Genomic DNA, 26,504 nt, shown 5'->3' on the forward strand with positions numbered 1-26,504 from the left:
AGTGACAAGTTCAGTTTTGCGCCTCGAGGGTGTGCCCCGGCGGTGGCAGGCGACCGCCGCCGTGCCTCCTACGATGGGCGCCATGTCCTCCGCGTCGGTCGCCTCCAAGCGCGCCGCGACCCGTGCGCAGATCCTCGACGCCGCCGTCGCCACGATCGGCGCCGAGGGTGTGGCCGGCGTCCGGATCGACGACGTCGCCGCGGCGGCCGGGGTGTCCCCCGGGTTGATCTACTACCACTTCGCGAACCGGCAGGCCCTGGTGCGCGCCGGCCTGGCGGAGGCGCTGGACCGGTACGCGTCCGCGGCCGGACCGGCGAGCGGGCGTGACCCGGTGGCCCACCTGGTCGACGAGCTGCAGCGACATCTCGGCCTGCCGGACGACGACGGCGCGGCCCGGGGGCGGGTCCGCAGCGCCGCGCTCCAGGCAGCGGTGTTCGACCCGGACCTGCTGCCTGCTCTCGAGCAGTCCACGGGCCGTTGGGTGGCGGGTGTGGCGGGGCTGGTCGACCGGGCCCGGGGCGGTGGTGGCGATCCGACGGACCTCGTGCGGGTGGCGGAGGTGCTCACGGCTCTCGCGGACGGGCTGCGCCAGCGCGTCATGTCGGGGACGTTGGCGCCGGCCGAGGCCCGGCAGCTGGTCGCCGCGATGGTGCCGGTCCTCCTCGCCGGAGCGCCCCGATGAGCCAGGCGACCGCGGAGTCGAGCCGCAGCCGGATCCTCGCGGCGACCTGCGAGGTCATCGGGGGCCAGGGCATCGCCTCGTTCGCGGTGAAGGACGTGGCCCGGGCGGCCGGGGTGACGACCCAGCTGCTCTACTACCACTTCCCCAACCGCGAGACGCTGGTCGCCGCGGCGCTCGAGTACGCCAACGAGCGGGCTCCGTCGGTCAACCTCCTGCAGGGCGAACCGGACGGCAGCGGGTACGACGCACTCCGGGCGGCGCTGCTGGCCGAGTTCGACGACGCGCCGGCGGTCCGCAGCCTCAACGTGCTGTGGAACGAGGTCGCCACCTCGTCGGCGCAGCACCCCGAGCTCCACCTGACGCTCGAGAGGGTCACGTCCGGGTGGGACCAGAAGATCGCCGTCGGCGTGCTGCGCGGCATGGTGGACGGCTCGCTGCGCTCCGACCTCGATCCACACCTCGTCGCCCGGACGCTGACCTGCGCGGTGGAGGGACTGAGCCAGCGCTGGCTCGCCGGGATCCTCACGGCGGAGCAGGCGCGATCCGCTCTCGACCTCCTCCTGTCCTCGCTCGGCGGGGCGGGCGCCGTGCGGGACTGACCCGTAGGACGAGGCGGGCGAGGTCACCCGCCGGCGCGTGGCGACGGGGACAGGGCGACGCGCAGTGCGTCGATCGAGTCGAGGTCGTTCTCGACGGCCACGCGGGCCAGCGCCGTGCGGTTGGCGCACGCGAGCTTCCCCGTCGCGGACTCGACGTGGCTGCGCACCGTCCGCACCGCGATGCCGAGCCCCTGGGAGACCTGCTCGTTGGACCAGCCGCGCGCGACCAGCCCGACCACGTCGAGCTCGCGACTGGTCAGGTCGCCGAGCACCGGCGACCGCCCCATCCGGACGAGCGCCGCCGGCGGCCGGCGTACGGCGTGGACCCACCACCAGGCCCCGTCGAGGGCCCGGTGGGAGAAGCGCACGCCCTCGGGGCGCGCCGCGCTCAACCGGGCGGTGAGCCGGAGCTCGCCGGCGGTCAACGGCGAGCGCGCGGGGTCGCCGGCCCGCACCTGCACCTGGTCGCCGGCCAGCGACATGACCAGCTCGGCGTTCCGGTCGTCGGCGCCGGGGTCGACGAGCGCGGCGAGGTCCGGTGCGAGCATCGCCAGCGCCAGCAGCGACCGGTCGTCGAGCGGCCGGGCGTGTGTCGAGCTCAGCGCTACGAAGCCACCGTGGCCCCGGCCCGGTCCCGATGCCGGCAGCGGCAGCGTCACACCCTCGCGGAAGTGGTTGGGGACGAGCATGTCCTCGTAGGTGCGCGTCCCGTGCAGGTCGAACGGCACGTCGACGAAGCGCATCGGTACGCCGCGTCGTACGACGAGCTGGTGGACCGGGCAGGTACGGCTGTAGGTCGACGCGATGTAGGCGAGCGCCTCCTGCGGGTAGCTGAGATTGACGATCGCGCTGTGGCCGGCGAACAGGGCGGCGCAGTCGAAGCCGAGCTGGTCGCGCACGGCGCGCAGCGGCGTCTCGACGGCCAGGTCGCCACGACCGGCCGCGCGGACGTCCGCCGCGAGCCGGGTCCACCACTGCAGGTCGGCGGCCATGGGCACCCCTTCGTTCGGGTACGAAGTTTTCGACCTCGCCCGAGCGCTGTCAAGGGACGCCTCGTGGCCGGCCGGGGAACGGCTTTTCCGCCGATGTGCGCGACGTCACCGCTGCCTACGTTCCGTGCAGAGCCAGTCCTTCCCCGCTGGCGCCCCGTCCCCACCGAAGGAATGTCCGATGAGAATCGACGAGTACGCCTCCCTCGACGCCACCGCCCTCGCCGCCGTGATCTCCTCCGGCGACGTGACCGCGGACGAGGTGGCCCAGCTGGCCACCGAGGCCATCAGTGCGGTCTCCGAGCTGAACGCCGTCTGCGCCGGTCCGTTCGAGAAGCCCCTCGACCACGCCGCCGACGGCCCTCTGGCGGGCGTGCCGTTCGCCATCAAGGACCTCGTCCTCCACGCCGCGGGCGTCCCGACCCGGATGGGCACCCGGCTCCTCGGCGAGGGCATCACGCCGCCCGCCGACACCTTCTTGATGGAGCGCTTCCGCGCCGCCGGCCTGGCGACGATGGCAGTGACCACCACGCCCGAGCTCGGCTTCAACGGCAACTCCGAGGCGCTCGCCTACGGCTCGACCCGCAACCCCTGGAACCCGGCGCACAGCGCCGGCGGGTCGAGTGGTGGCTCCGGCGCGTTGGTCGCCGCGGGCGCCGTACCCGTGGCACACGCGAACGACGGCGGCGGGTCGATCCGGATACCCGCAGCCTCCAACGGACTGGTCGGCCTCAAGCCCGGCCGCGGGCGGGTCTCGGTCGGACCGGACTCGGGCGACGCACTCTTCGGCATGGGCTGTGAGCTGGCCGTGACCCGAACCGTGCGCGACACCGCGGCACTTCTCGACGCGGTGGCCGGGCCGTGCCCGGGCGACCCGTTCGTGGTCGCCCCGCCGGAGCGGCCGTGGATCGAGGAGGTCGGCGCGGACCCGGGCCGGCTGCGCATCGCGGTGCACACGGAGTCGTGGGCCGGCAGCTGGGTCGACCCCGAGGTCGTACGCGTGGTCGAGGAGGTCGCGGCAACCCTCGAGGCCGCGGGGCACCACGTCGACCGAACGACGCCGGTGATCGACTGGGACCTCCTGCTCGAGACCAACCTCGTGCTCTGGACCTCGTTCCTCGCGCACGCCGTCGCCGGGCTCGAGACCATGACCGGACGCACGGCCGGCCCCGACAACCTGGAGCGAACGTCCTGGGCCTGTGTCCAGCACGGCAGGTCGCTCACCGCACTCGACCTCTGCACGGCGCTCGACGGCGCCAACGCGCTGTCCCGCAGCATCGGCCGGTTCTTCGGCGACCACGACCTCCTGCTCACGCCGACGATGAACACCCCCGCACTGCCGCTGGGGCAGCTCGACGCGGACGCCGACCTCACGGCCTCGGAGTGGACGACGCGGATCTTCGACGCCTGCTCGTTCACCTCGCCCTTCAACCAGAACGGCGCACCCGCGATCAGCCTCCCGCTGGGCCAGTCGTCGCAGGGCCTGCCGATCGGCGTCCAGCTCGCCGGTGCGTCGAACGCGGAGGCGCTGCTCATCCGGGTTGCGGCCCAGCTCGAGGAGGCGATGCCCTGGACCGGGCGCCGCCCCGGCATCCACGCCGGAGGCGCCGCCGCCCTGCGCTGACGGGTGCAGCTCCGCTTGGCAGGATGGGCGCCATGCCTACGACGATCGCCTTCCTCGGCTGTGGCTCCATGAGCGAGGCCATCATGGCCGGGCTCCTGCGGTCCGGCTTCCCGGCGGACCGGGTCCGGGCCACCGTCCGGACGACGGCCCGCGCGGCCTGGCTCGCCGACACCTACGGCGTCGAGGCGACCGCGACCGAGGGCACCGACGCCAACGTGCGGGCGGCGACCGGAGCCGGGGTCGTCGTGCTGGGTGTGAAGCCGGGGCTGGTCCGGGAGGTGGCGGCGGAGGTCGCGCCGGTGCTGGACCCGGCAGCGGTGGTGGTGAGTGTGGCGGGCGCCGTACCGCTGGCGAGCATCGAGGCGGTCCTGCCCGCGGGACAGCCGGTGGTGCGGTCGATGCCGAACACCCCCGCCCGGGTGGGGTACGGCGTCACGGCCCTCGCCGCCGGCGCCCACGCCCGGCCGGCCGACGTCGAGCAGGTCGCCGACCTGTTCGCCACCGTCGGGCTCGTGGTCGAGGTCGACGAGGACCAGATCGACGCGGTCGGGACGGTGAGCGGGTCGGGGCCGGCGTACGTGTTCTACCTGGCCGAGGCGATGGCCGAGGCGGGGGAGCGGCTGGGCCTGCCTGCCGACCTGGCCCGGACGCTCGCAGCGCACACGGTCGCCGGCGCGGGCCGGCTGCTGGACGACCCCGACGCGGACCCGGCTGCGCTGCGGCGCGCGGTCAGCAGCCCGAACGGCAGCACCGAGCGGGCGATCGCGGCGTTCGAGGAGCGCGGGATGCGCGACATCGTGGCAGCGGGTACGGCGGCCGCGGAGGCGCGGGCCAAGGAGATCACCCGCGAGATCGCGGGCGCCTGACTCCCGGCCAAGACCGGCTCAGCGGGTCTGCACCAGCAACCCGTGCAGCTTGAGCGCGAGGTGCAGTGACGCCGAGCGCCAGCCGTCGTCGAGCGCGTCGGCGCCGATCAGCTCGCGGACCCGGTCGAGGCGGTAGTAGAGCGTGGCGCGGTGGATGGTCAGCTGCTCGCAGGCGACGGGGACGCGGCGGCCGGAGTCGAGGTAGGCGAGGGCGGTCTGCCAGTGCTGGGGCGTTCCCTCGGAGAGCAGGGTCTCGGCCTCGGGGCTGAGGTCGACGACGGTCTGCGGCGAGAGGCTGCGGCCGTGGAGGAGGCGCCACGAGCCGAGGTCCTCCCAGGCCAGCGTGGCCTTCCGGCCAGGCTGGAGGGCGGAGAGCTCGGCGGCGAAGCGGGCGTGCCCGAGGGCGTCCTCGAGGTCGGTGGGGGCGGCGGCGGTGGCGGAGCCGCCGGAGGCGAGCTCGAGACCGACGGCCTCCGCGGCGCGGACCAGGGTGGCCTCGAAGTCGCGGCTGTCGCGGGCCGAGACGTGGTTGGAGACGGTGACCAGCACGTCGTCCTCGACGTGGGTGAGGAAGGCCAGGCCGAGCTGGCGGCGGGCCAGCTCGAACTGGAGGCCCTTGCCGTCGGTCGAGGTGATCCGGTTGCGGTGCTTGGGCTGCTGGAGCGACATCACGTGCACGTGGAAGCCGGCCCGCCCGTCGAGGTAGCCGAGCTGGACGGCCTCCTGGACCGCCTCGATGGACGACGACGCCTGGGTGGCGCGGGACAGCAGGCGCTGGAGGTCCTCGACCCGGTCGCGCACGACGTGGTCGTCGGAGCCCAGCAGCGGGACCAGCAGGTCGACCGCGGCGGACGCGGTCGCCATGTCCTCGTCGGAGACCCGCGGCTCGTCGAAGAGCCACAGGTAGCCGAGCAGGGACGCGTCGCGACGGATCGGGAAGCAGACCCGGGCGAGCATCTCCAGCTCGTCGTTCCAGGGCAGCCGCACCGGCTTGCGTGAGGTCGAGATGCCGTGAGCCTCGAGCCACGGCAGGGTCGCCTGCGGGACCGTGCGGGTGATGATCGCGTCGACCCGCCACTTGTCGATCGGACCGTGCTGGGCGCTCGCGCAGACCAGCTCGAGGTGCTGGTCGTCGACCGCGATCGAGCGGTGCAGCTTCTCGGACAGCTCGTTGACGATCAGCTGGATCTCGCTGAGCGGCGTCATGCCCGTGCCCGGTTTCGACATATGTCGAAACTAGTTCAGATGCCCGCCTGACGACAAGCACCTGTCCGCGGATCCAGCATGGACGCCTGTTGAGACCGGCGTCACATGATGTGGCCCGGCTGAGCCAGCACAGCCAGCACTGAAGGGCAATCCGATGGACCAGACCACCACCACGGCGTACGCCGGCCGGGCCAGTCGCCCGGGTCCGGTATGGCCTCGACAGATGTCGTACCTGCGATGAAGCGGTTCATCCTGCGCCGGCTCGGCCTCGCGGTGCTGTCCCTGTGGGGCGTCGCGACGATCGTCTTCTTCATGTCCACGCTGATCCCCGGCGACGTCGCCCGGGTGGCAGCCGGTCGGTTCGCGACCCGGGACCAGGTCGTGGCGATGCGCGAGAAGCTCGGCCTCGACCAGTCGGTGGTCCTCCAGTACCTGCAGTTCCTCGGCCGCCTGGTCCGCGGCGACTTCGGGACGTCGGTCGTCACCCACCAGCGGGTGTCCGACGACCTGCTCGCGGTGCTGCCGACGACCATCCAGCTGGTGCTGCTGACCATGCTGGTCGTGGTGGCGGTCGCGGTGCCGCTGGGCATCGTCTCCGCGGTCAACGAGGGCCGCGCCGCCGACATCGCCTCGCGGATCATCCTGGTGTTCTCGGGCGGCGTACCGATGTTCTGGCTGGCGATCATGCTGCGCTGGGCGCTCGGGCTGCAGCTCGGCTGGTTCCCGATCTCGGGCACCAACGGGGTCGGCATGGCGCCGCCGAAGGTCACCGGCTTCACGATCCTGGACTCGCTGCTCTTCGGCGGGCCGGCCAACGTCGTCGACTCGGTGACCCACCTGGTGCTGCCGGCGGTCGCGCTGAGCATGCCGTTCATCACGACGCTCGCCCGGATCATCCGGTCGAACATGATGACCGCGCTCAAGTCGGACTACATCACCTTCGCCGTCTCCAAGGGCGTGCCGCGGCGCCGGATCGTGTGGCGGCACGCGTTCCGCTCGTCGTTGGGCGCGGTGCTGACCATCTTCGGCATGCAGTTCGGCTGGATGATCAGCGCGGCCGTCCTGGTCGAGGCGGTCTTCTCGCTGCCCGGCATCGGCAGCTACCTCTACGGCTCCATCACCAGTCAGGACACCTTCGCGGTCCTTGCGGCGGTCTTCGTCATCGGCTCGGTCTTCATCCTCACCGCACTGCTCGCCGACCTGCTCCAGCTGGTCGTCGACCCGCGGGTCCGCAACGCCCAGGGAGGTGCGGCATGACCGAGGTCAACTCCGCCACCGCGAACGCCTCGACGGCCGGCATCGGCCGCGCCGTGACCTCCGGCGCCCGGCGCCTGCTGGGCGGGCACCGGATGGGCCTGGTCGACAAGGTCGCCTTCGTCCTGGTGGCGCTGCTCGTGGTGGTCTCGATCGTCGGCCTGTTCCTCACGCCGCACGACCCGTTCGCCGTCAACACCAAGGAGGCGCTGCTGCCGCCGGGCGACGGCCACGTCTTCGGCACCGACGACGTCGGGCGCGACGTCCTCTCCCGGATGCTCGCCGGCGCCGGCCGCACGCTGCTCGTCGCTGTCGGCATCGTGCTCGCCTCCACCGTCATCGGCGTCGCCGTCGCGAGCGTGGCTTCGCTGATGCCCCGCTGGCTGGACGAGGCGATCATGCGGGTCTGCGACATCCTGATGTCGCTGCCGAGCCTGGTCCTCGCGCTCGGCCTCGCGGCGGCCCTCGGGCCCTCGATGATGTCGATCGTCCTCGCGATGATCGCGACCTCCTGGCCCGCGACCGCCCGCCTGATGCGCAACATCCTGCGCGAGACGATGACCAGCTCGTACGTCGAGTCGGCCCGGATCCTCGGCATGACCCGGTTGCGCCTGATGCGCAGCCACGTCCTGCCCAACTCCATGGACGCCATCTACGTGCAGGCCAGCATGGAGATCTCGGGGACGATCGTGATGATCTCCGGCCTCGCGTTCCTCGGCGTCGGCGCCCCGCCGCCCAGCCCCGACTGGGGATCCCTGATCGCGGCCGGCCAGGACTACATCACCACCGCCTGGTGGATCGCCCTCTTCCCCGGCCTCGCCATCACCGTCGCCGCCATCGCGTTCGGCCTCGCCGGCGACGCGATCCGCAGCTCGGTCGACCCCAGCTCGAGGAGGCCCTGATGGACACCACCACCAACAGCGGCGGCCCGCTGCTCAGCATCGACCGGCTCTCGGTCGCGGTCCCCGAGAAGGACCGGATCGGCGGCGGCGCCGGCGACCTCACCCTGGTCGACACGCTGTCGCTGCAGATCCGGCCCGGCGAGCGGGTCGCGCTGGTCGGCGAGTCCGGCTCGGGCAAGAGCATGACTGCCCGGTCGATCCTGCGGCTCGACCCGTTCCTCAGGCTGACCGGCTCGATCCGGTGGCAGGACCAGGAGCTCGTCGGTGCCAGCGAGCGACAGCTGCGGCGGATCCGCGGCAAGGAGATCTCGATGATCTTCCAGGACCCGATGACCGCGCTCAACCCGGTCCTCACCATCGGCGAGCAGGTCGCCGAACCGCTCACCGTCCGCGGCATGTCGCGGAAGAAGGCCTACGCCCAGGCGGTCGAGATGCTCGACCAGCTCCGGGTGCCCAGGGCGAAGGAGCGGATGCGCGCCTACCCCGGCCAGTTCTCCGGCGGCATGCGCCAGCGCGTCGTGATGGCGGCCGCGCTGGTCGCCGAGCCCGACCTGCTGATCGCCGACGAGCCGACCACCGCGCTCGACGTACGCGTCCAGGAGCAGGTGCTCGACCTCCTCGAGGAGCAGTCGCGCGAGCGCAACCTCGCCGTCCTCTTCATCACCCACGACCTCGGCATCGTCGCCGGCCTGGCGCACCGGGTCGCGGTGATGCTGCGCGGCAGCCTCGTCGAGGAGCGCACGGTCGACGACCTCTTCGCCTGCCCGCAGCACCCCTACACCCGTGGCCTGATCGGCTCCGTCCCGCGCCTCGACGCGGACCCCGACGTACGGCTGCGGACGGTGTCCGACTACATGACCCTGGAAGGAGCCGGCAATGCCTGAGCAGACGGCCGCGCCCCTGCTGCGCGTCGAGGGCCTGCGCAAGCGCTACGGCCGCGGCAAGGACGCCCACCTCGCGCTCGACGACGTGTCGTTCGACGTCCACCAGGGCGAGATCCTCGGCCTGGTCGGCGAGTCCGGCTCCGGCAAGTCGACGGTGATCCGCTGCCTGGTCGGGCTGGAGAAGGAGGACGCCGGATCCATCCGGTACGACGGCATCGACCCCGTCACGGCCGGCAGGGACGAGCTGCGCCGCTACCGCCGCGAGGTCCAGATGGTCTTCCAGGACCCGTACTCCAGCCTCGACCCGCGGATGACCGTCCAGCAGATCCTCGAGGAGCCGATGCTCGTCATCGGCGGCTTCTCGGCCGCCGATCGCCGGGCTCGGATCAACGAGCTGATCGACATGGTCGGACTGCTGCCCGAGCACCTCTCTCGCCACCCGCGGCACTTCTCCGGCGGCCAGCGCCAGCGGATCGCGATCGTGCGCTCCCTGGTCGTCGGACCCCGGGTGCTGCTGTGCGACGAGCCGGTCTCCGCGCTCGACGTGTCGGTGCAGGCGCAGGTGCTCAACCTGATCAAGGACATGCAGCGCCAGCTCGACCTGACCGTGCTGTTCGTGTCCCACGACCTCGCCGTCGTCAAGTACCTCTGCACCCGCCTGGTCGTGCTCGACAAGGGCGTGATCGCCGAGACGGGCACCGTCCCGGCGATCTACGACGACCCGCAGCACCCCTACACCCGAGCCCTGATGGAGGCAGTTCCCGTGCCCGACCCCGCGCTCGAGCGCGCCCGCCGTGCCCGCCGTCTGGAGCCCGCGCGATGACCCGGATCGGCGCCGACGTGAAGTTCGAGGACGGCGAGACGCTGCTCGGCGACGACCCGGTCAAGACCCTGGTCGCGCTCGCCGACCTCGGCTTCGAGGGGATCCTCATGCGCACCCTGGACGAGGCGTTCCCCACCCTGGACGCCGGCGCGATCGCCGAGTTCGCGGCCGAGGCCAAGGCCCGGGGGATGTTCGTGCAGGCCGGCGTCGGCAAGGTCAACCCGTACATGACCGCCGAGCTGCCGCGGGTCCGCGACCTCGGCCACGGCAGCTACCTGGCCGGCATGGAGCGGATGATCGCGATCTGCGCGGAGCAGGGCTGGACGGAGGCGTGGAGCGCGACCGGCGGCTACAAGCACGACCTGCCGGCGCCGTACTGCTTCGACCGGTTCCGCACCGATGTCGACTGGTCCGACCAGCTCGCCGCGACCGCGGGCTTCCTGCAGCGGCTCGCCCCGTCGCTGCGCGAGCACGGCGTGCGGATCAACCTCGAGACGCACGAGGAGATCACCACCTTCGAGATCCTCCGGCTGGTCGACGAGGTCGGCGACGACGTCCTCGGTGTCTGCCTCGACCCGGCCAACCTGCCGGTGCGCGGTGAGCTGGTCGTCGACGCCGTCGGACGCGTGGCGAGCCATGTGCACCTGACCCACCTGCGCGACGCCGTCCTCGTCGAGACCGAGGAAGGGCTCGCCCGCTTCCTCGCGCCGGTCGGGCAGGGCCTGATCGACTGGTCCGACCTGCTCGGCCGGGTGCTCGACGCCCAGCCGCAGCTCGACCTCGTCATCGAGGGCATCGGCGGCTCCCGCGCCGAGATGCTGCTCCAGATCGACGACCCGCGCTGGCGCTCGGCCCACCCCGACATGACGGACGCCGACGCGGCCGCGCTGCGCGCCCAGGCCGCGGCGTACGACGGCCTCGTCGCCGCCGGTCGCGTCCCCGGGATCGACGCGCTGCGCGCCTCGCCGCCCACCGACGCCGACTACCGCCAGTTCCTCACCGAGTCCCGCACCGCCTTGATGGCCGCGGTGCAGAGCCGTTCCGCATCCCGTGAACAGGAGTAAGAGAGCAATGGAGAACAAGCCCGAGCTGAGTGGTCTCGTCGCGGCCGTCGACTGCGACGTCGTCCTGCCCGGTGCGCCCGGCTACGAGACGCTGCGTCGCGTCTGGAACGCCGACATCGACCAGCACCCGGCGGCGATCGTGCGCTGCACGACGGCCGAGCACGCCGCGGCTGCGCTGCGCTGGTGCCTGGCCAACGACCAGGAGCTGACCGTGCGCGGCGGCGGACACAACCTCGCCGGCACCAGCGTCGCCGACGGCGCCGTGATGATCGACCTCGGCCTGATGCGCCAGGTCACCGTCGACACCGACGCCCGCACGCTGAGCGTCGGCGCCGGTTGTCGGTGGGGCGACGTCGACCGCGCCGCGGAGCCGTACGACGTCGCGCTGCCGGCCGGCGTCGTGTCCCACACCGGCGTCGCGGGCCTGACCCTCGGCGGCGGCGCGGGCTACCTGTCGCGGATGTTCGGCTCCACCGTCGACTTCCTGCGCGAGGTCGAGCTGATCACCGCCGACGGCACGATCCGCCGCGTCAACGCGGACAACGAGCCCGAGCTGTTCTGGGCGCTCAAGGGAGCCGGGCACAACTTCGGCATCGCGACCGAGTTCGTCTTCGACTACGTCGACCTGCCGGGCCTGGCGACCGTGCGACTCGCGCTGTTCGCGGCCGACGACCGCAAGGAGCTGCTCCAGCGCTTCCGCGACCTCGGGCCCGCGATGCCGGACCGGACCACGGCGTACGTCCGGCTCTACAAGGCCCCGGAGTACTGGTCGCAGCTCCCGCGCGAGCACCGCGGGAAGCCGATCATCTCCGTCGCCACGGTCACCTACGGCGACCCGGCGGAGGAGCCGGCCCTGAGCGCCCCGATGTTCGAGGGCTTCACGCCGGTCTACGAGCGGGTGTGGAGCGTCCCGCACGTGACCCTGCAGCACTCCACCGACGACGAGTTCCGCTACGGCATCCGCCACTACTGGCGCCACGTGGCGTTCGCGGAGATGCCCGACGAGCTGATCGACCTCGCGATCCAGCACGCCGACGCCTACCCCGGCCGCTCGCTCAACTCCAGCGCGTACATCTCCCACCAGGTGATGTGCCCGTTCGAGCTGATCGCCGGCAAGCTCGAGCCGCGCGACCACAGCAACGACTCGACGACCGACATCCACTCGCGGTGGGCGGGCAACATCGGTGCCGACTGGGAGTACGACGACGAGCGCGCCGACCTCGTCGCCTGGGTGAAGCGGTTCAGCGCCGCGGTGAGCGAGTGGGAGCACGGCACCTACATCAACTTCACCTCCGAGCGCAGCGACGCCGACCGCACCCGCGAGATCTACGGCGACAAGTTCGAGCGCCTCGCCCGGGCGAAGGCGACGTACGACCCCGAGAACGTCTTCGACCACGGCCTGGTCGAGCTCGACCTGGCCGCCGCCACCGGCGACTTCGCGGAGGCCTGAGCACGTGTCCTTCCGGATCGGCGTCGACAGCTCGAAGTTCGGGCTCCCGCACTCCCGCCCGGCGACCTCGGTCGTCGAGCGGGCGGCGGATCGTGGGCTGCAGGGCGTCTACTTCCGCTCGATCCTCGAGCTGAGCCTGACCCTGGACCTCGGCGAGGTCCGGGAGGTGATGGCCCTCGCCGCCGACCTCGACCAGCGGGTCGAGGCCGGCGCCGGCAAGGTCAACCCGTTCGCCACCCCCGAGGCGCCCGCGATCCGGGCCCTCGGCGGTGGCGACTACCTCCGCGCGATGACCCGGATGGTCGAGGTCGCCGCAGCGGCGGGGATCCGGGAGCTGTGGTCGGCCACCGCCAACTACCAGTTCCGGATCGCCGGCCGGTACGCCTTCGACCGCTTCCGCACGGACGTCGACTGGTCCGAGCAGCTCGCCGCCACCGAGAAGCTCCTGCACCGGCTCGCCCCGGTGCTGCGTGAGCACGGCGTCCACCTCAACCTCGAGACCCACGAGGAGATCACCACCTTCGAGCTGGTCCGGCTCGTCGAGTCCGTCGGGCCGGACGTCCTCGGCATCACCTTCGACACCGCCAACGTGCTGGTCCGCTGCGAGGACCCGGTCGCGGCGGTGGAGCGGATCGCGCCGTACGTGCGGGCCACGCACGTCCGTGACGCCGCCCTGTTCTTCCGGCCCACCGGCATCGCCCGGGTGCTCGCCCCGTGCGGTGAGGGCGTCATCGACTGGGAGCGGCTGCTCGTGCCGCTCGCCGGCCGCGACCTGATGCTCTCCGTCGAGGGGATCGTCGACCCCGAGCGCGCCGAGATGGACCTCCAGGTCCACGACCCCGCCTGGCAGGCGGGACATCCCGACCTCACGGTGGCCGAGGCGTTCGAGGTCGTCCGCCTGACCACGACGTACGCCGACCGCGTGGCCCGCGGCGAGGCGGCCGGCTGGGAGGAGCTGCACTCCCCGGTCGGCGAGCTCGAGTCACTCGACTTCATCGACCGCAGCGCCCAGCACCTCCGCACCGTCCTCGCCTCGGCGGGGCTTCCCCTCCACCCCCAGCAGACATTGCAGACCGACAGGAGCGTCATCGCATGACCGACCAGACCTACCCCACCCTCAGCCTCGCCGAGCGCGACCGCCGCTGGGCGGCCGTGCGAGGGCTGATGAAGGAGCAGGACGTCGACGGGCTCGTCGTGTTCGGCACCGGCCGCGACCGCGCGGACTCCTACCTGACCAACGAGGGCACCGACACCGTCCTGATCACCCAGCAGGACGACCCGATCGTCTTCATGGGCGACGTCCCGCTCGACTGGTACGACGCCCAGGGCTCTCGCTGGGAGCGCTGGGCCCCCGAGTGGAAGCACGGCGACACCCTCGCCAACCTCACCGATGCGATCCGTGAGCGCGGGCTCGAGCGCAGCCGGGTCGGCATCGTCGGCCTGACCGGCCGCTTCGTCGGTGAAGGCGACGGATCCATCGCCTGGACCACCTGGCAGCGGATCCTCGGCCTGCTCCCCGACGTGCAGTGGGTCGACGTCGCGACGCCGTACGAGTCGCTGATGATCATCAAGAGCCCCGAGGAGCAGGTGCTGCTGCGCAAGGCCGCCTCCCTCGGCGAGGCCGCCTGCAGGGCGTTCGTCGAGACCGCGCGGGCCGGCGGCAACGAGCACGAGGTCGCGGCCGCCTCCTTCCAGGCGATCATCGCCGGCGGCGGCTGGGTGCGCTGGCCGTTCATGCTCGAGCGGGCCGGCGCCAGCATGGCCGCCTGGTCGATCCCGGAGTGGTTCGAGATGGGTGGTGCGCCGCGCATCCTCCAGCAGGGCGACACCATCGCGGCCGAGATCTTCGCGTTCTACGCCGGCCAGGAGTCGCAGCAGCAGATCGACGTGTCGATCGGCGAGCCCAGCACGCTGCGCAGGGAGCTGGAGGAGGTCTGCCTCGCGTCGTACCGAGCGGGCATCGCCGCGCTCAAGCCGGGCATGCGGTTCTCGGAGCTGGCCGCGATCATGGAGGAGCCGCTGACGGCCTCCGGCACCTGGAACACCGGCCCGATGGTGCAGACCGTCTCGCCGATCTACAACAGCGCGACCCGCCTGAACCCCGGCGTGGACCAGGGCCTGGCCAACCTGCCGCACCTCCCGTCGGGCCACGCCATCGACGGCGACTTCGTCATCCAGGAGGGCCACGCCTTCGCGTTCGAGCCGAACGCGCTGCGCGACGGGCAGCGGGTCTGCATCGGCGGCACGGTGCTGCTCTCGGCCAATGGCGTCGAGGAGCTCAACGACATCCCCAACCGCCTCAACGTCGTCTGAGCGATCACCGCATGTCCACCACCACGCTGCGCAACGGCCGGGGCCGCGACGGCCGGCTCGTCGACCTCGTCATCGAGGGTGACCGGGTCCGGACCATCCGGCCGGCCTCGGCCGCGCGCATCGCCGGCGGGGAGACGGACCTCGGCGCACGACTGGTCCTGCCGCTCTTCGTCGACGGCCAGGTGTCCTTCGACCGGCTGCAGCAGCACGCGCAGCGGATGATCGAGTACGGCGCCGGCGCGGTCCGCGCGCACGTCGACGTCGACACCGACCTCGCCCTGAGCAGGATCGACGATGCGCTGCGGCTGCGGGAGATGCTCACCGGGCTGCTCGACGTCCAGGTGGCGGCGTTCCCGCGCCACGGCATCACCCGCTGGGGCGAGCAGGTGGCCAAGCTTCTCGACGAGGCGCTCACCCAGGGCGCGGAGGTCGTCGGTGGGCTGGACCCTGCGACGGTCGACGAGGACGTGGACGGCCACCTCGACGTGGTGTTCGGGCTCGCGGACCGGCACGGCGCACGGGTCGACATCGACCTGCACACCACCGGTCCGGTCGCGGCCGTCGAGCTGCGCGCGGTCGCCGAGCGCACCCGCGCCCTCTCCCTGGGCGGCCGGGTCGTGGTCAGCCACGGCCACGGGCTCGGCACCCTCGAGGGTCGCGACCGCGACGCCGTACCCGCGCTGCTGGCGGAGGCCGGCGTCGCGGTGCTCACCAACGGACCCGCGGGTCCGATGCCGCCTGTCCGCCGGCTCGTCGACCTCGGTGTCGACGTGCTCGCGGGCACCGGCAACATGCGTGACGCCGGGCCCTTCGGCACCGGCGATCCGCTGGCTACCGCTCGGGACGTGGCCTATCAATCGAACTTCCGGGTCGACGCCGACCTGGAGCTCGCTCTCGAGCTGGTTGGAGGACGTGCCGCGACGGCGGTCGGCCTCGGAGAGCGGGAGCTGTACGAGGGCGGGCCGGCCGACCTCGTCGTACTCGAGGCCGCATCCGCGGCCGAGGCCCTGGCCAACCCACCCGCGGGGCGGGACGTGATGCGAGCCGGTAGCTGGCTCAGCACACGCCGCGTCGAGACGTGGTCGCGCCTGATCGAACACCTCTGATGATCTGATGAAAGGGACATCCATGGAACGGCAGCTCTCCCGAGCGCTCAAGGCCGGCGTCGTCACGCTCACCGGCACCCTCGCACTGACGGCGTGCAACATGCAGGCCGGGGACTCCAGCAAGAGCGGTGGTGACGACCCGATCATCATCGGGACCACGAACATCGCCGAGACGCTCGACCCGGTGCAGTCGGCCGACGCGCACAACGACTTCAACGTCGCGGGCCTCTACGACCGTCTGGTCGACTACGACGCCGACGGCACGATGATCCCGCAGCTCGCCACCAAGTGGGAGTACGACGCGTCCGCCACGCACCTCACCCTCACCCTGCGTGACGACGTGAAGTTCCACTCGGGCAACGCCTTCACGGCCGACGACGTGGTCTACACCCTCGACCGCGACAAGAAGATCGGGTCCGGCGTCGCCGCCTTCCTGGAGAACTACGTGTCCTCCGAGGCCGTCGACGCGCACACCGTCGCCATCACCCTCTCCAGCACCGACACGACGTTCATCGGCGCCCTCAGCCCGATCTACATCGTGGACTCCGCGCTGGTGAAGGAGAACGAGGGCGACGACGACGCCCAGGCCTGGCTGGCCACCCACGAGGCCGGATCGGGCCCGTTCACGATGGGCACCTACTCGGCCAAGCAGGAGCTCCAGCTCAAGCGGTACGCCGACTACTGGGACTTCGACGCGAAGCGCCCCGAGGAGCTCGTGCTGCGGATGCTGCGCGACCACAGTGCCAGCCGCGACGAGCTGCTGTCCGGCAGCACCAACCTCTCGATGGACCTCTCCGGTCCCGACCTCGAGGCGATCGAGAAGGACGGGCGCTTCACCATCCAGACGCTCCCGGTCCCGCGGGAGACCTACGCCTGGCTCAACGCCCAGGGCGGCATCACCAAGGACCCGAAGGTCCGCGAGGCGATCCAGCTGGCCTACGACTACGCCGGCCACCAGAGCAGCGCGATGGGCGGCGAGGGCGAGATCGCGACCTCGATCCTGCCCGAGGGCATCGCCTGCCGCGTCGACGCCGGCGAGCCGAAGCAGGACCTGACCAAGGCCAAGCAGCTGATCCAGGAGGCCGGTGTCGAGGGCGCGAAGGTGTCCATCGCCTACCAGCCCACCGTGGACGAGTTCAACGTCGCCGGCACCCTGCTGCAGGACTCGCTCAAGCAGATCGGCCTCGAGGGCGAGCTCCAGGCGGTCACCTTCCCGCAGTACGCGCAGCGGGTCTCCAAGCAGTCGACGATGCCCGACATCGCGCTCGCGTGGGACTTCTCGTCGTACCCCGAGGCCGGTCCGCAGCTGGACCGCGAGTACGGCTCGAAGAACGCCGGCTCGACCAACTTCACCTGGTACGCCAACCCCCAGGTCGACCAGTGGCTCGACGAGGGCCTGAAGGAGACCGACCCGGACAAGGCCTGCGAGTCGTTCACCAAGGTGCAGAACCAGGTGCTCGCCGACCACGCACTGCTCTACGTCGCCTACCCGTCGATCAACGTGATCTCGGACGGCCGGGTGGCGGAGATCCCGTTCTCCCCGACCCAGCAGGACTTCAACGTGGGGCTGCTCCGCGTGAAGTGAGAGAAGACGACCCGCGGTGGGCTGGGCCCGCCGCGGGTCGTCGTTCTGTGCTCAGGCGGCGTAGGCGCCGGCGAGGACGATCGCCTGCTGTGCGTGCAGGTGGAACTCGGCCCGGGTGATCGTGGTGGTGCCGGTGGTCGTCACGAGCCGGTAGAGGCCGTGGGGTGTGCCCCAGATCCACTTGTCGGGGCCGAGTTGCAGCACGGTGAAGCCGAGGTGTGTCTTGGCTCGGTGGTGATGTCGCGACAACGGTGTGTCGTTGTGGTCGCCGGTCTGGCCGGGTGGACCGTGCTTGTCGTAGGGGACCGTGTGGTCGTGGTCCGGCGCCCTGCCTCGCTTGGCGAAGAGGCGGGTGGCGTGGGGGAACACGTCGCCGATCGTGCGGAGCTCGGTGCGGCGCTTGACGTCGGTGGGGTGCTCGTAGCCGTTGACCGACCTGCCGGTGTGCAGGTCGATCACCGGGGTGACCGTGATGTTGGCGTGGCGGCGGAGGAGGTCTCGGACCTGGTCGAGGAGTCGCGGGCCGAGGTTCTCGATGCGGGCGAGGGGGCCGAGGGTGCCGTCGGTGTCCAGGGCGAGGTGGATGGTCAGGTCCGCGGTCGGGTTGCGGGGGTCTCGTGACGCTCGCTGCGCGAGCTCCTCGACCTCCGGGGTTGGCTGCGCGAGCTCCTCGGCCTCCGGGTCGTCGGACATCGAGGCGAGGAAGGCGAGGACGGCGGCGGGGTCGGCGAGCATGGCGAACGCTTCGGCGCGCCAGTGGTCCATGCCCAGCGGCTCTGTGCCGTCGGGAACGTCGGCGTGCTCGGCGAGGGCGGTGGCGAGGTCCTCGACCATCCGGGCGTGCTCGAGCGCGTCTGCTTCGTCGATGCGGGCGACCACGACGCCGATGCCGGCGGTGTTGTCGGTGTCGTCGACCTGTGAGCCGGGGCGGGGTTGGGGGTACCAGACACCCTTGCTCTTCTGGTTGTCGCTGATCCGCTCGGCGTGGGCGACCGGGTCGGCCTCGATCACCTTGGCTTCCGCGATGGTGAGGATCCGCGAGGGTGCTTCGTCCAGCGCGGCGGCGACCGCGGCGTCGACGATCCGGACCTGGTGGCGGTCGAGCTTGCGGGACATCCGCGCGACCTTTCGCACCACCCAGACCTCGCAGCGCCCGCCCTTCACACCGGCCCAGACCTGCGGCAGCCGGTGGCGCAGGTCCAACGCATCCGCCAGTGCACTGCGGGTGGCCAGGACGTTCTCGTGGCGGGCGATGGCGATCTCGACCAGCGCGAGGTCGACCACCTCCGGCGTGCCGTCACCGCCGAGGGCGACCAGCTTCGGTCCGCCGAACCTCACGGGCACGGCTCCCGGCTCGGCCTGCGGGTCACCGGAGTGCAGGTCGGCCCAGGCGAGCAGCAGCTCGAGCTTGTCGACCTCGACCTGGCGACCCGCCCGGACTCGCTCTTCGGCCGCGTGGAGCAACTGCTCCGGCGTGGCTTCCGAGAGGTCCGAGATCATGGGTCGATTCTATCGCACATATGTTCGAACAGCCAGTGTCGGTGGAAGACTTTCCCCTTGTTTCTAGGGAGTTTCGAGGATGGTGTCGGGGTCTCGTGACGGTCGCTGCGCGACCTCCTCGACCTCCGTTGGAACCGTAGGTCGACCGCCGAACCCGCCCCCTACGCGCCCTCCTCGTCGCTGCGCCTTTCAGGGACTGTGCCGGCGACGCGACCGAAGCCCGCTGAGAGTTCGCAAGCAGGGCCGGAGGTTGCGAGGCTCGTCGCTGGCGCTCCTCGTACCTCAACCACCGAGGACGTCACAGCCCCAGGTCACGCCCGATCAGCATCTTCATGATCTCGTTCGACCCCGCCCAGATCTTGGTGACCCGGGCATCCCGCCAGGCCCGGGCGACCCGGTACTCGTTCATGAACCCGTAGCCGCCGTGCAGCTGGACGCAGTGGTCGAGGATGTCGTTCTGGACCTGGGCGGTCCACCACTTCGCCTTCGCGGCCTCGACGGGAGAGAGCCGGCCGTGGGCGTGGGCGTGGATGCACTGGTCGACGAAGGCTTGGGTGACGTCGGCCTTGGTGACGAGCTCGGCGAGCAGGAACTGGTTGTGCTGGAAGCTGCCGATCGGCTGGCCGAACGCCGTCCGCTCGCGGGCGTAGGCGATGGTCTCGTCGAGGATCTGGCGGGCATGGGCGAGGTTGCCGACGGCGGCGCCGAGCCGCTCCTGCGGGAGCTGCTGCATCATCAGCGGGAAGCCGTTGTCGATCTCGCCGATCACGTCGGCCTCGCTGACGACGACGTCCTCGAGGAACAGCTCGGCGGTGTCGGACTCGGCCTGGCCGACCTTGTCGAGCTTGCGGCCGCGGGAGAACCCCGGTGTGTCCGTGCGTACGCCGAACAACGTGATCCCGCGCGCCCGCTTGCCGGGTGAGGTCGAGGCGGCCACGACGACGAGGTCGGCGGAGTAGCCGTTGGTGATGAAGGTCTTCGAGCCGTTGAGGACGAACGTGTCGCCGTCGCGTACCGCGGTGGTACGCAGGGCGGCGAGGTCGGAGCCGCCGCCGGGCTCGGTCATCCCGATCGCGGTCAGCAGGTCGCCGGAGCAGACGCCGGGAAGCCAGCGCTCGCGCTGCTCCTCGGTCGTCAGGTGCACGAGGTACGGCGCCACGATGTCGGCGTGGATGCCCCAGCAGCTGGCGAGCGCCATGGTGACCTTGGCCAGCTCCTCGGTGAGCACCGCGTTGAACCGGTAGTCCGGCTCGCCGTCGAGCTCACCGCCGTACGCCGCCGGCACCTCGAGGCCGAGCAGGCCCTGCTTGCCGGCCTCGGTCCAGAACGTCCGCGGGAGCGCCTTGTCGGCGGCGAACTCGTCGACGTACGGACGGACCTGGCGGTCGAGGAACTCCCGGACCGAGTCGCGGAAGGCCTCGTGGTCGGGGCCGAAGATGGAACGCATCCGGGTGTGCCTCCAGGGCTCAGTGCTTGATGGAGCCCCCGTCGACGACGAGGGTCTGGCCGGTCACGAAGGACGCACCGGGGGAGAGGAAGAACCGGACCGGCTCGACGAAGTCGGCGGTGGTCGCGGCGCGCCTGACGGCTCGGGTGGCGATGTTGCCGTCCTCGGTGCCGGCGATGGCGGTGCTCATCGGGGTCACCACCAGGCCGGGGGCGATCGAGTTGACGGTGATGCCGCGGGCGCCGAGCTCCTCGGCCATGCTGCGCACGAAGCCGATCACGCCCGCCTTCGAGGCGGCGTACGCCGCGGCCCCGCCCGGGCCCCTGAAGGCCGTACCGGAGGAGAACAGCACCACGCGACCGTGGTCGGCGAGGGAGGGCGACAGCGCCTGGACCAGGTTGATGGTCCCCTCGAGGTTGACCCGCAGGACCCGTTGCCACTCCTCCGGCGTCATCTCGGCCAGTGCGCCGAAGGCGGCGACCGCGGCGCAGTGGACGAGCGCGTCGAGCCGGCTCACGCCGAGCGAGGAGAGCGCGGCGCCGACGGACGCTCCGACACCGGGGTCGGTGACGTCGGCGCACACGCCGTCCGGTCCCACCCCGGCCCGGTCCAGCACGACGACCCGCCAGTCCTCCGCCAGCGCGGCGGCCACCGCCTGGCCGATGCCCGAGGCGCCCCCGGTGACGAGGACGACCGGGCGCGGGGTGCTCATCGGATCCGGCTCCGCATCAGCTTCTGCAGGCCGAGGATCGCGTAGTCGAGGGCCATCGACATGATGCCCATGGCGAGCAGGACGGCGAAGGACTCGGCGACCTGGAAGTTGTTGGTGGTGACGACCAGGCGCTGGCCGAGGCCCTCGTAGGCGCCGACCATCTCGGAGACGACCGCGCCGAGGACGGAGTAGACGGCGCCCAGTCGGAGCGAGCCGACGATGCTCGGCAGCGCGTGCGGCAGCTCGACCTTGAAGAAGCGCTGGCGGGCGTTCATCGACAGCGACTGGGTGAGCAGGCTGACGTCGTGGTCGATGCTCTTGAGCGCGGCCATCGTGGTGGTCATCAGCAGGAAGAACACGACGCTCGCGGCGACCAGCGCCTTCGGCGTGAAGCCCAGGCCGAACCAGAGGATGAAGATCGGCGCGAGTGCGGGGCGCGGGAGGCTGTTCATCAGGGTGAGGTACGGCGCCGCGGCGCGGTCGAGCACCTCGGAGCGGGAGAACACCAGCCCGGCCAGGATGCCGGCGACACCACCGGCGAGCAGACCGGCCATCGCGCCGCTGAAGGTCGCGCGCAGGTCGACCCAGAAGACCGAGTCGGTCAGCTGGTGCCCGAACGCGTCGAACACCTCGCGCGGGGTGGAGATCAGGAGCGGGTCGACCCAGCCGCGCGTCGTGGCCTGCTGCCAGAGCAGGTAGAGGGCGACGAGGAAGCCGACGCGCAGGACCCAGACGAGGGTGAAGGTACGACGACGGGCCCGTCGCCGCTCGGCGAAGATCTCGCGGTCGTCGGCAGCGGCCGGACGGGGGCGCTGGACCGGTGCGGAGGTCACGGCGTTCTCGGTCATGGGCTCGGTCATGGGAAGGGGCTCCTCGGGAAGTGGAGGTCGGTCAGGCGTCGACCGGCTGGCGGACCAGGTCGATGTCGGCCGGCGTGGAGGTCAGGGGGCCGCCGGCGACGGGCAGCACCGCGCCGGTGATGTAGCTGGCGGCATCGGAGCACAGGAACAGGCACGCGCCGGCGATCTCCTCGGGCCGGCCGACCCGCCCGATCGCGACGTACCTCTCGACGCGCTGGAGGATGTCGCCCTCGGCGGCGAACCGGGACGACTCGGTGAGGATGGCGCCGGGCTCGATGCAGTTGACCCGGACCCCGCGGTCCGCCCACTCCCAGGCCATGGTCCGGGTCAGCGAGGCGAGCCCGGCCTTGGCGGCGGCGTACGCGCCGCGCAGCGGGTGGGCGTGGTTGGCCGACACGGAGCCGACGTTGACGATGACGCCGCTGCCCTGCTGCTCGAAGGTCGGCAGGCAGGCGGTGGCGCAGTGGAAGGCGCCGCTGAGGTTGGCCTCGACGGTCGCGTTCCAGGCGTTGGGGGAGAGGGTCTCCAGCCGGGCGCCGAAGTTGCCGCCGGCGTTGTTGACGAGCACGTCGATGCGGCCGTACGCCGACAGCGCGGCGTCGCGGATCGCCTCCGCCGTCTCGCGGGTGCGGATGTTGCCGGTCACCCAGACCGCCGCGATGCCGCGCTCGGCGAGCTTGCGGGCCAGCGACTCGAGGGCGTCCTCGCGGCGGCCGTGGAGCACGAGGCGCGCGCCGGCGTCGCCGAACGCGTCGGCGACGGCCGAGCCGATGCCGCCGGAGGCACCGGTCACGACGACCACCTGGCCGGCGAAGTCGAAGCTCGCACGCCCGATGGGCAGGGGCTGCTGTCCGGAAGTCATGGTTGCAGCGTGGTGCGCGTCACGTCCGGGTGCAACGCGTCGTCCCCTATCGCCCCGATAGCCCGGGCGGCCGCCGATTTCCTTGACTCGCCGGAGGCCCTGAACCACGATCGAACAACCCGGGCGAGTGAGCCGCCTCACACGGTGAAACCCTCGGGCTCTCGAGTCGCGGAACCCCTGTTCGCGACCCCCTTCGGGAACGAACGACCCCTTGCTGGAAGGTGATGACATGACGGCGACCACGGTGCGCAGCGACGAGGCGACGCGCGGCCTCGGCGTGACCTTCGAGCACGTGGAGCACAGCTTCATCCACGGCAAGCGGGCCGTGAAGGTTCTCGACGACTTCAACCTCGACATCGCACCCTCCGAGTTCGTGAGCATCGTCGGTCCCTCGGGCTGCGGCAAGACCACGGCGCTCAGCATGACGGGCGGCCTGGTCCGGCCGCGGGTCGGCTCGGTCCGGCTCGGCGGTCAGGAGGTCAGCTCGACGTCCGAGGACGTCGCCTTCCTCTTCGCCCGCGACGCCCTCCTGCCGTGGCGCCGGGTGCGCAGCAACGTCGAGCTCGGCCTCGAGGTGCGTGGCGTGCCCAAGAAGGAGCGGCGCGAGCGGGCCACCGAGTGGCTCAAGCGGGTCCGGCTCCACGACTTCGCCGAGTCCGACGTCCTCCACCTCTCGCAGGGCATGCGGCAGCGGGTCGCGATCGCGCGGACCCTGGTGCAGAGCCCGAAGGTCGTCCTGATGGACGAGCCCTTCGCCGCGCTGGACGCGCAGACCCGCGCCTTCCAGCAGGAGGAGTTCATCCGGCTGTGGGAGGCGGAGCGGCCGACGGTCATCTTCGTCACCCACGACCTGGAGGAGGCGATCCTGCTCAGCGACCGCGTCATCCTGATGGCCGCCCGGCCGGGCCGGATCATCGCCGACATCAAGATCGGCCTGGAGCGTCCGCGCACCCAGGAGATGCGCACCTCCTCCGACGTCTTCCGCCAGCACTTCGAGGAGCTCTCCGACCTGCTCCGCAAGGAGGTCCTGGCCGTGGACTCGTCCCAGGGGGACAAGTGAGCGAAGCACGCTTCGCCGCGTCCGACGGTACGACGATCGCCCACCGAACCTTCGGCACCGGTCCCCGCGTCGTCACCGCCCTGCACACGCTCAGCCTCGACGGCTCCTGGTACGCACGCCTCGCCGAGGAGCTCGGGGCGTCGTACCGCGTGGTGTGCCCCGACTTCCGCGGCCACGGTGGCAGCGACGAGGGCCCGGAGCCGATGACCCTGGCTCGCCTCGCGGCCGATGTCGTCGACCTGTGGGACCACCTCGGCATCGACCGCTCGGTCGTGCTCGGTGTCTCGATGGGCGGCATGGTCGCCCAGGCGCTCGCGGCGACCGCCCCGGCCCGGGTCGAGGCGCTGGTGCTGAGCGCGACCGGCGGCGGGTTCGCCGAGGACGCCCGCGAGGGCGCACTGCAGCGCCTCGCCGGCGTCCGCTCCGCCCCCGACATGGGCGCCCTGGTGCCGGTCACCCTCGAGCGCTGGTTCGGCGACGACGGTGCGGCCGCGGACGTCGACCGGGCCCGGACCACCCTCGAGCGGACCAGCACCCGGGTGCACGCCGACGCCCTCGAGGCGATGCTCGACGTCGGCCGGTTCGGCCCGCCGGAGCCGGCGGTACCGACCCTCGTCGTCGGCGGTGACGCCGACGTCAGCGCCCCGCCGGCGGCGATCGACGCGCTCGCGGCCAAGTACCCCGGCTCGCGGCGCGTGTCCGTGCCCGGCCCCCACCTCTTCGCCCTCACCGACCCGGCTGCCTTCGCGGCCGAGGTGCGGACCTTCCTCGACGAGCACCCCATCGCCTGACCGGGAGACCCCACGATGACCAGCACCATCCCGAGCTTCCCCACGATCGAGGAGATCCGCGCCCGCGCGGCCTCGACCGAGGTGCCGGCGCTCCTCATGACCGTCGCCCACGTCACCGGCGACGTGTCCGTCCTGCGCGACGAGTGGCGGCCCGACCCGGCGCTGCTGCCCGCGAGCGGCCTGGCACCGGAGGTCGCGGACGCCGCGCGCGCCTTCGCCCTCGACCGGCTCGAGACCGCTCTCGCCGAGGACCGGCCGGTCCACGTCGAGCCGCCCGCCGGAGTGCTCGAGGCGATCGGCCGGTGGAGCCTCGGCGCCGCCGCCGACGGGATCGACGACCTGATCGCCGCCGCCTTCGTGCCCGACGGCGCCGACCCGCGGGCGCCGCGCTGGACGCTCGAGGAGCTCGCGCCGGGCCGCACCTTCGACGTCGCCATCGTCGGCACCGGCATCTCCGGGCTGCTCTCGGCACTGCGGATGAAGCAGGCGGGGATCCCGTTCACGATCTACGAGAAGAGCCACGAGGTCGGCGGCACCTGGAGCGAGAACACCTACCCGGACTGCCGCACCGACGTCCACAGCCACATCTACACGTACTCGTTCCACCCGCACGACTGGCCGTCGTACTTCTGCCGGCAGTCGGTGATCCTCGACTACCTGCGCGGCTTCGCCGAGAAGAACGGCCTCCTCGAGCACATCCGGTTCGGTACGGCGGTCGCCTCGGCCACGTGGGACGAGGACTCCCACACCTGGTCGGTGACCGCGGTCGACGACGAGCAGCGCGAGACGACCACGTCGTACTCCGTCCTGATCAGCGCCGTCGGTCAGCTCAACCGTCCCTCGATCCCGGCGATCGAGGGACTCGAGAAGTTCGCCGGCCCAGCCTTCCACTCCGCCGAGTGGGACCACTCCGTCGACCTCGCCGGCAAGCGGGTGGCCGTGATCGGGACCGGCGCGAGCGCGCTGCAGTTCGCGCCCGCCGTCGCGAAGGTCGCCGAGCAGGTGACCATCGTGCAGCGCAGCGCGCCGTGGCTGATGCCGACGCCCGAGCTGCGCCGGGACATCGACGCCGACGAGCGCTGGCTGCTCGCCTGCCTGCCGCTGTACCGCGCCTACTACCGGCTCTCGATCTTCCTGCCGCGCGTCATCGGCCAGCTCTCGGCGGTCACCGTCGACCCGGACTACCCGCCGACCGAGCGGGCCGTCTCCGCGGAGAACGAGCAGCTGCGGCAGATGCTGACCGGCTACCTGCTTCAGCAGGCGGGCGAGCGCACCGACCTGGCCGAGGCGATCGTCCCCGACTACCCGCCGGGCTCGAAGCGGATCGTGCGCGACGACGGCACCTGGGTCGCGACCCTCAAGCGGGACAACGTGCGGCTGGTGACCGGCGGCGTCACGCGCGCGGACGAGACGGGCATCTGGACGTCCGACGGCAAGCACGTCGAGGCCGACGTGATCCTGTTCGGCACCGGGTTCAAGGCCGCGGAGTACCTCATGCCGATGCAGATCACCGGCCGCGACGGCCGCGACCTGCACGAGCTGTGGGGCATCGACGCGGCGGCGTACATGGGCATCACGATCCCCGGGTTCCCCAACCTGTTCTGCGCCTACGGCCCCAACACCAACCTGGTGGTGCACGGCAACCTCGTCTTCTTCCTCGAGTGCCAGGCGGCGTACGTCGTCGACGCGATGCGGATGCTGCTCGAGGGCGGGCACCGGTCCATGGACCTGCGCGCCGACGTCTTCGAGCGCTACCAGGACGAGATCGCCGAGCAGAGCGCCCTGCGTGCATGGGGCTGGTCCAAGACCCACAGCTGGTACCACAACGCCGAGGGCCGCTCGACCGTCATGTGGCCGCTCCCCGCCCAGCGTTACCTGCACGGCACCGCCGCCGCGCAGCCCGAGCTCTACGACATCGCGTGAGA

General features: G+C 71.7%; 24 protein-coding genes. 17 read left to right on the forward strand and 7 right to left on the reverse strand.

The window, feature by feature from the left end:
* The first annotated feature begins 82 nt into the window (after window positions 1-82).
* On the forward strand, window positions 83-682 hold the full coding sequence (locus ACZYRU_RS19305; protein ID WP_488958720.1) for a TetR/AcrR family transcriptional regulator: 600 nt from the start codon (window positions 83-85) through the stop codon (window positions 680-682).
* Complete coding sequence (locus ACZYRU_RS19310; protein WP_488958721.1) at window positions 679-1,281, forward strand: TetR/AcrR family transcriptional regulator; 603 nt, start codon at window positions 679-681, stop codon at window positions 1,279-1,281. Before ACZYRU_RS19305 ends, ACZYRU_RS19310 begins: the two co-directional genes overlap by 4 nt.
* Before the next feature lie 23 nt (window positions 1,282-1,304).
* On the opposite strand, the gene ACZYRU_RS19315 is transcribed toward ACZYRU_RS19310, so the two are convergent.
* Window positions 1,305-2,273 carry a helix-turn-helix transcriptional regulator gene (locus tag ACZYRU_RS19315; protein WP_488958722.1) on the reverse strand — a complete coding sequence of 323 codons (969 nt, stop codon included), beginning with the start codon at window positions 2,271-2,273 and terminating at the stop codon, window positions 1,305-1,307.
* Between the two features lie 178 nt (window positions 2,274-2,451).
* Between ACZYRU_RS19315 and ACZYRU_RS19320 the strand changes: the two genes are divergently transcribed.
* Both ACZYRU_RS19320 and proC read left to right on the forward strand, forming a co-directional pair.
* The gene (locus ACZYRU_RS19320; RefSeq protein WP_488958723.1) at window positions 2,452-3,894 is read left to right on the forward strand and encodes an amidase; all 1,443 of its coding nucleotides are present in this window, start codon (window positions 2,452-2,454) and stop codon (window positions 3,892-3,894) included.
* A gap of 32 nt (window positions 3,895-3,926) precedes the next feature.
* On the forward strand, window positions 3,927-4,760 hold the full coding sequence (gene proC, locus ACZYRU_RS19325; RefSeq protein ID WP_488958724.1) for a pyrroline-5-carboxylate reductase: 834 nt from the start codon (window positions 3,927-3,929) through the stop codon (window positions 4,758-4,760).
* 18 nt (window positions 4,761-4,778) lie between these two features.
* Here proC and ACZYRU_RS19330 read toward each other — a convergent pair whose 3' ends face one another.
* Window positions 4,779-5,987 carry a helix-turn-helix domain-containing protein gene (locus tag ACZYRU_RS19330; protein ID WP_488958725.1) on the reverse strand — a complete coding sequence of 403 codons (1,209 nt, stop codon included), beginning with the start codon at window positions 5,985-5,987 and terminating at the stop codon, window positions 4,779-4,781.
* Window positions 5,988-6,203: 216 nt separating this feature from the next.
* Here ACZYRU_RS19330 and ACZYRU_RS19335 point away from each other — a divergent pair, with 216 nt between their 5' ends.
* The 10 genes from ACZYRU_RS19335 to ACZYRU_RS19380 are packed head-to-tail and all read left to right on the forward strand — an operon-like array spanning window position 6,204 to window position 17,347.
* Window positions 6,204-7,223, forward strand: a complete 1,020-nt coding sequence (locus tag ACZYRU_RS19335) for an ABC transporter permease (protein WP_488958726.1) — start codon at window positions 6,204-6,206, stop codon at window positions 7,221-7,223.
* Window positions 7,220-8,122 carry an ABC transporter permease gene (locus ACZYRU_RS19340; RefSeq protein ID WP_488958727.1) on the forward strand — a complete coding sequence of 301 codons (903 nt, stop codon included), beginning with the start codon at window positions 7,220-7,222 and terminating at the stop codon, window positions 8,120-8,122. The genes ACZYRU_RS19335 and ACZYRU_RS19340 overlap by 4 nt, the downstream gene beginning before the upstream one ends.
* Window positions 8,122-9,006, forward strand: a complete 885-nt coding sequence (locus tag ACZYRU_RS19345) for an ABC transporter ATP-binding protein (protein ID WP_488958728.1) — start codon at window positions 8,122-8,124, stop codon at window positions 9,004-9,006. Before ACZYRU_RS19340 ends, ACZYRU_RS19345 begins: the two co-directional genes overlap by 1 nt.
* The gene (locus ACZYRU_RS19350; RefSeq protein ID WP_488958729.1) at window positions 8,999-9,829 is read left to right on the forward strand and encodes an ATP-binding cassette domain-containing protein; all 831 of its coding nucleotides are present in this window, start codon (window positions 8,999-9,001) and stop codon (window positions 9,827-9,829) included. Before ACZYRU_RS19345 ends, ACZYRU_RS19350 begins: the two co-directional genes overlap by 8 nt.
* Complete coding sequence (locus ACZYRU_RS19355) at window positions 9,826-10,893, forward strand: sugar phosphate isomerase/epimerase family protein (RefSeq protein ID WP_488958730.1); 1,068 nt, start codon at window positions 9,826-9,828, stop codon at window positions 10,891-10,893. Before ACZYRU_RS19350 ends, ACZYRU_RS19355 begins: the two co-directional genes overlap by 4 nt.
* Window positions 10,894-10,900: 7 nt before the next feature.
* Complete coding sequence (locus ACZYRU_RS19360) at window positions 10,901-12,343, forward strand: FAD-binding oxidoreductase (protein ID WP_488958731.1); 1,443 nt, start codon at window positions 10,901-10,903, stop codon at window positions 12,341-12,343.
* A 4-nt stretch (window positions 12,344-12,347) separates the two neighbouring features.
* A complete protein-coding gene (locus ACZYRU_RS19365) occupies window positions 12,348-13,439 on the forward strand; it encodes a sugar phosphate isomerase/epimerase family protein (RefSeq protein ID WP_488958732.1) in 1,092 nt (363 codons plus the stop codon).
* Window positions 13,436-14,656, forward strand: coding sequence for a M24 family metallopeptidase (locus ACZYRU_RS19370; protein WP_488958733.1), 1,221 nt, complete (start codon window positions 13,436-13,438; stop codon window positions 14,654-14,656). The genes ACZYRU_RS19365 and ACZYRU_RS19370 overlap by 4 nt, the downstream gene beginning before the upstream one ends.
* A gap of 11 nt (window positions 14,657-14,667) precedes the next feature.
* Window positions 14,668-15,762, forward strand: coding sequence for an amidohydrolase family protein (locus ACZYRU_RS19375; protein ID WP_488958734.1), 1,095 nt, complete (start codon window positions 14,668-14,670; stop codon window positions 15,760-15,762).
* A gap of 22 nt (window positions 15,763-15,784) precedes the next feature.
* On the forward strand, window positions 15,785-17,347 hold the full coding sequence (locus tag ACZYRU_RS19380) for an ABC transporter substrate-binding protein (protein WP_488958735.1): 1,563 nt from the start codon (window positions 15,785-15,787) through the stop codon (window positions 17,345-17,347).
* A gap of 51 nt (window positions 17,348-17,398) precedes the next feature.
* Here ACZYRU_RS19380 and ACZYRU_RS19385 read toward each other — a convergent pair whose 3' ends face one another.
* The 5 genes from ACZYRU_RS19385 to ACZYRU_RS19405 all read right to left on the reverse strand — a co-directional run bounded on the left by ACZYRU_RS19385 (window position 17,399) and on the right by ACZYRU_RS19405 (window position 22,728).
* Window positions 17,399-18,847: a hypothetical protein gene (locus ACZYRU_RS19385; protein WP_488958736.1), complete on the reverse strand. Its 1,449-nt coding sequence runs from the start codon at window positions 18,845-18,847 to the stop codon at window positions 17,399-17,401.
* A gap of 298 nt (window positions 18,848-19,145) precedes the next feature.
* The gene (locus ACZYRU_RS19390) at window positions 19,146-20,294 is read right to left on the reverse strand and encodes an acyl-CoA dehydrogenase family protein (protein WP_488958737.1); all 1,149 of its coding nucleotides are present in this window, start codon (window positions 20,292-20,294) and stop codon (window positions 19,146-19,148) included.
* Between the two features lie 19 nt (window positions 20,295-20,313).
* Complete coding sequence (locus tag ACZYRU_RS19395; RefSeq protein ID WP_488958738.1) at window positions 20,314-21,006, reverse strand: SDR family NAD(P)-dependent oxidoreductase; 693 nt, start codon at window positions 21,004-21,006, stop codon at window positions 20,314-20,316.
* Window positions 21,003-21,866, reverse strand: coding sequence for an ABC transporter permease (locus ACZYRU_RS19400; protein ID WP_488958739.1), 864 nt, complete (start codon window positions 21,864-21,866; stop codon window positions 21,003-21,005). Before ACZYRU_RS19400 ends, ACZYRU_RS19395 begins: the two co-directional genes overlap by 4 nt.
* 31 nt (window positions 21,867-21,897) lie before the next feature.
* Entirely contained in the window at window positions 21,898-22,728 is an 831-nt protein-coding gene (locus ACZYRU_RS19405; RefSeq protein ID WP_488958740.1) for an SDR family NAD(P)-dependent oxidoreductase, read from the reverse strand.
* A 229-nt stretch (window positions 22,729-22,957) separates the two neighbouring features.
* On the opposite strand from ACZYRU_RS19405, the gene ACZYRU_RS19410 reads away from it, so the two are divergent.
* Genes ACZYRU_RS19410 through ACZYRU_RS19420 form a run of 3 tightly spaced genes read left to right on the forward strand, consistent with a single transcriptional unit; the run spans window position 22,958 to window position 26,502 of the window.
* Window positions 22,958-23,788 carry an ABC transporter ATP-binding protein gene (locus ACZYRU_RS19410; protein ID WP_488958741.1) on the forward strand — a complete coding sequence of 277 codons (831 nt, stop codon included), beginning with the start codon at window positions 22,958-22,960 and terminating at the stop codon, window positions 23,786-23,788.
* Window positions 23,785-24,579, forward strand: a complete 795-nt coding sequence (locus ACZYRU_RS19415) for an alpha/beta fold hydrolase (protein WP_488958742.1) — start codon at window positions 23,785-23,787, stop codon at window positions 24,577-24,579. Before ACZYRU_RS19410 ends, ACZYRU_RS19415 begins: the two co-directional genes overlap by 4 nt.
* A gap of 15 nt (window positions 24,580-24,594) precedes the next feature.
* Window positions 24,595-26,502 carry a flavin-containing monooxygenase gene (locus ACZYRU_RS19420; protein WP_488958743.1) on the forward strand — a complete coding sequence of 636 codons (1,908 nt, stop codon included), beginning with the start codon at window positions 24,595-24,597 and terminating at the stop codon, window positions 26,500-26,502.
* Window positions 26,503-26,504: the final 2 nt, after the last annotated feature.

It is taken from the genome of Nocardioides sp. F233 (assembly GCF_057813895.1).

Bases quoted from the DNA above. Each gene is read 5' to 3' on its own strand.
- ACZYRU_RS19405 (WP_488958740.1), bottom strand. From the start codon at position 22,728: ATGACTTCCGGACAGCAGCCCCTGCCCATCGGGCGTGCGAGCTTCGAC.
- proC (WP_488958724.1), top strand. From the start codon at position 3,927: ATGCCTACGACGATCGCCTTCCTCGGCTGTGGCTCCATGAGCGAGGCC.
- ACZYRU_RS19345 (WP_488958728.1), top strand. From the start codon at position 8,122: ATGGACACCACCACCAACAGCGGCGGCCCGCTGCTCAGCATCGACCGG.
- ACZYRU_RS19305 (WP_488958720.1), top strand. From the start codon at position 83: ATGTCCTCCGCGTCGGTCGCCTCCAAGCGCGCCGCGACCCGTGCGCAG.
- ACZYRU_RS19320 (WP_488958723.1), top strand. From the start codon at position 2,452: ATGAGAATCGACGAGTACGCCTCCCTCGACGCCACCGCCCTCGCCGCC.
- ACZYRU_RS19395 (WP_488958738.1), bottom strand. From the start codon at position 21,006: ATGAGCACCCCGCGCCCGGTCGTCCTCGTCACCGGGGGCGCCTCGGGC.
- ACZYRU_RS19400 (WP_488958739.1), bottom strand. From the start codon at position 21,866: ATGACCGAGCCCATGACCGAGAACGCCGTGACCTCCGCACCGGTCCAG.
- ACZYRU_RS19380 (WP_488958735.1), top strand. From the start codon at position 15,785: ATGGAACGGCAGCTCTCCCGAGCGCTCAAGGCCGGCGTCGTCACGCTC.
- ACZYRU_RS19330 (WP_488958725.1), bottom strand. From the start codon at position 5,987: ATGTCGAAACCGGGCACGGGCATGACGCCGCTCAGCGAGATCCAGCTG.
- ACZYRU_RS19390 (WP_488958737.1), bottom strand. From the start codon at position 20,294: ATGCGTTCCATCTTCGGCCCCGACCACGAGGCCTTCCGCGACTCGGTC.
- ACZYRU_RS19420 (WP_488958743.1), top strand. From the start codon at position 24,595: ATGACCAGCACCATCCCGAGCTTCCCCACGATCGAGGAGATCCGCGCC.
- ACZYRU_RS19335 (WP_488958726.1), top strand. From the start codon at position 6,204: ATGAAGCGGTTCATCCTGCGCCGGCTCGGCCTCGCGGTGCTGTCCCTG.
- ACZYRU_RS19385 (WP_488958736.1), bottom strand. From the start codon at position 18,847: ATGATCTCGGACCTCTCGGAAGCCACGCCGGAGCAGTTGCTCCACGCG.
- ACZYRU_RS19410 (WP_488958741.1), top strand. From the start codon at position 22,958: ATGACGGCGACCACGGTGCGCAGCGACGAGGCGACGCGCGGCCTCGGC.
- ACZYRU_RS19340 (WP_488958727.1), top strand. From the start codon at position 7,220: ATGACCGAGGTCAACTCCGCCACCGCGAACGCCTCGACGGCCGGCATC.
- ACZYRU_RS19350 (WP_488958729.1), top strand. From the start codon at position 8,999: ATGCCTGAGCAGACGGCCGCGCCCCTGCTGCGCGTCGAGGGCCTGCGC.
- ACZYRU_RS19370 (WP_488958733.1), top strand. From the start codon at position 13,436: ATGACCGACCAGACCTACCCCACCCTCAGCCTCGCCGAGCGCGACCGC.
- ACZYRU_RS19355 (WP_488958730.1), top strand. From the start codon at position 9,826: ATGACCCGGATCGGCGCCGACGTGAAGTTCGAGGACGGCGAGACGCTG.
- ACZYRU_RS19315 (WP_488958722.1), bottom strand. From the start codon at position 2,273: ATGGCCGCCGACCTGCAGTGGTGGACCCGGCTCGCGGCGGACGTCCGC.
- ACZYRU_RS19360 (WP_488958731.1), top strand. From the start codon at position 10,901: ATGGAGAACAAGCCCGAGCTGAGTGGTCTCGTCGCGGCCGTCGACTGC.
- ACZYRU_RS19310 (WP_488958721.1), top strand. From the start codon at position 679: ATGAGCCAGGCGACCGCGGAGTCGAGCCGCAGCCGGATCCTCGCGGCG.
- ACZYRU_RS19375 (WP_488958734.1), top strand. From the start codon at position 14,668: ATGTCCACCACCACGCTGCGCAACGGCCGGGGCCGCGACGGCCGGCTC.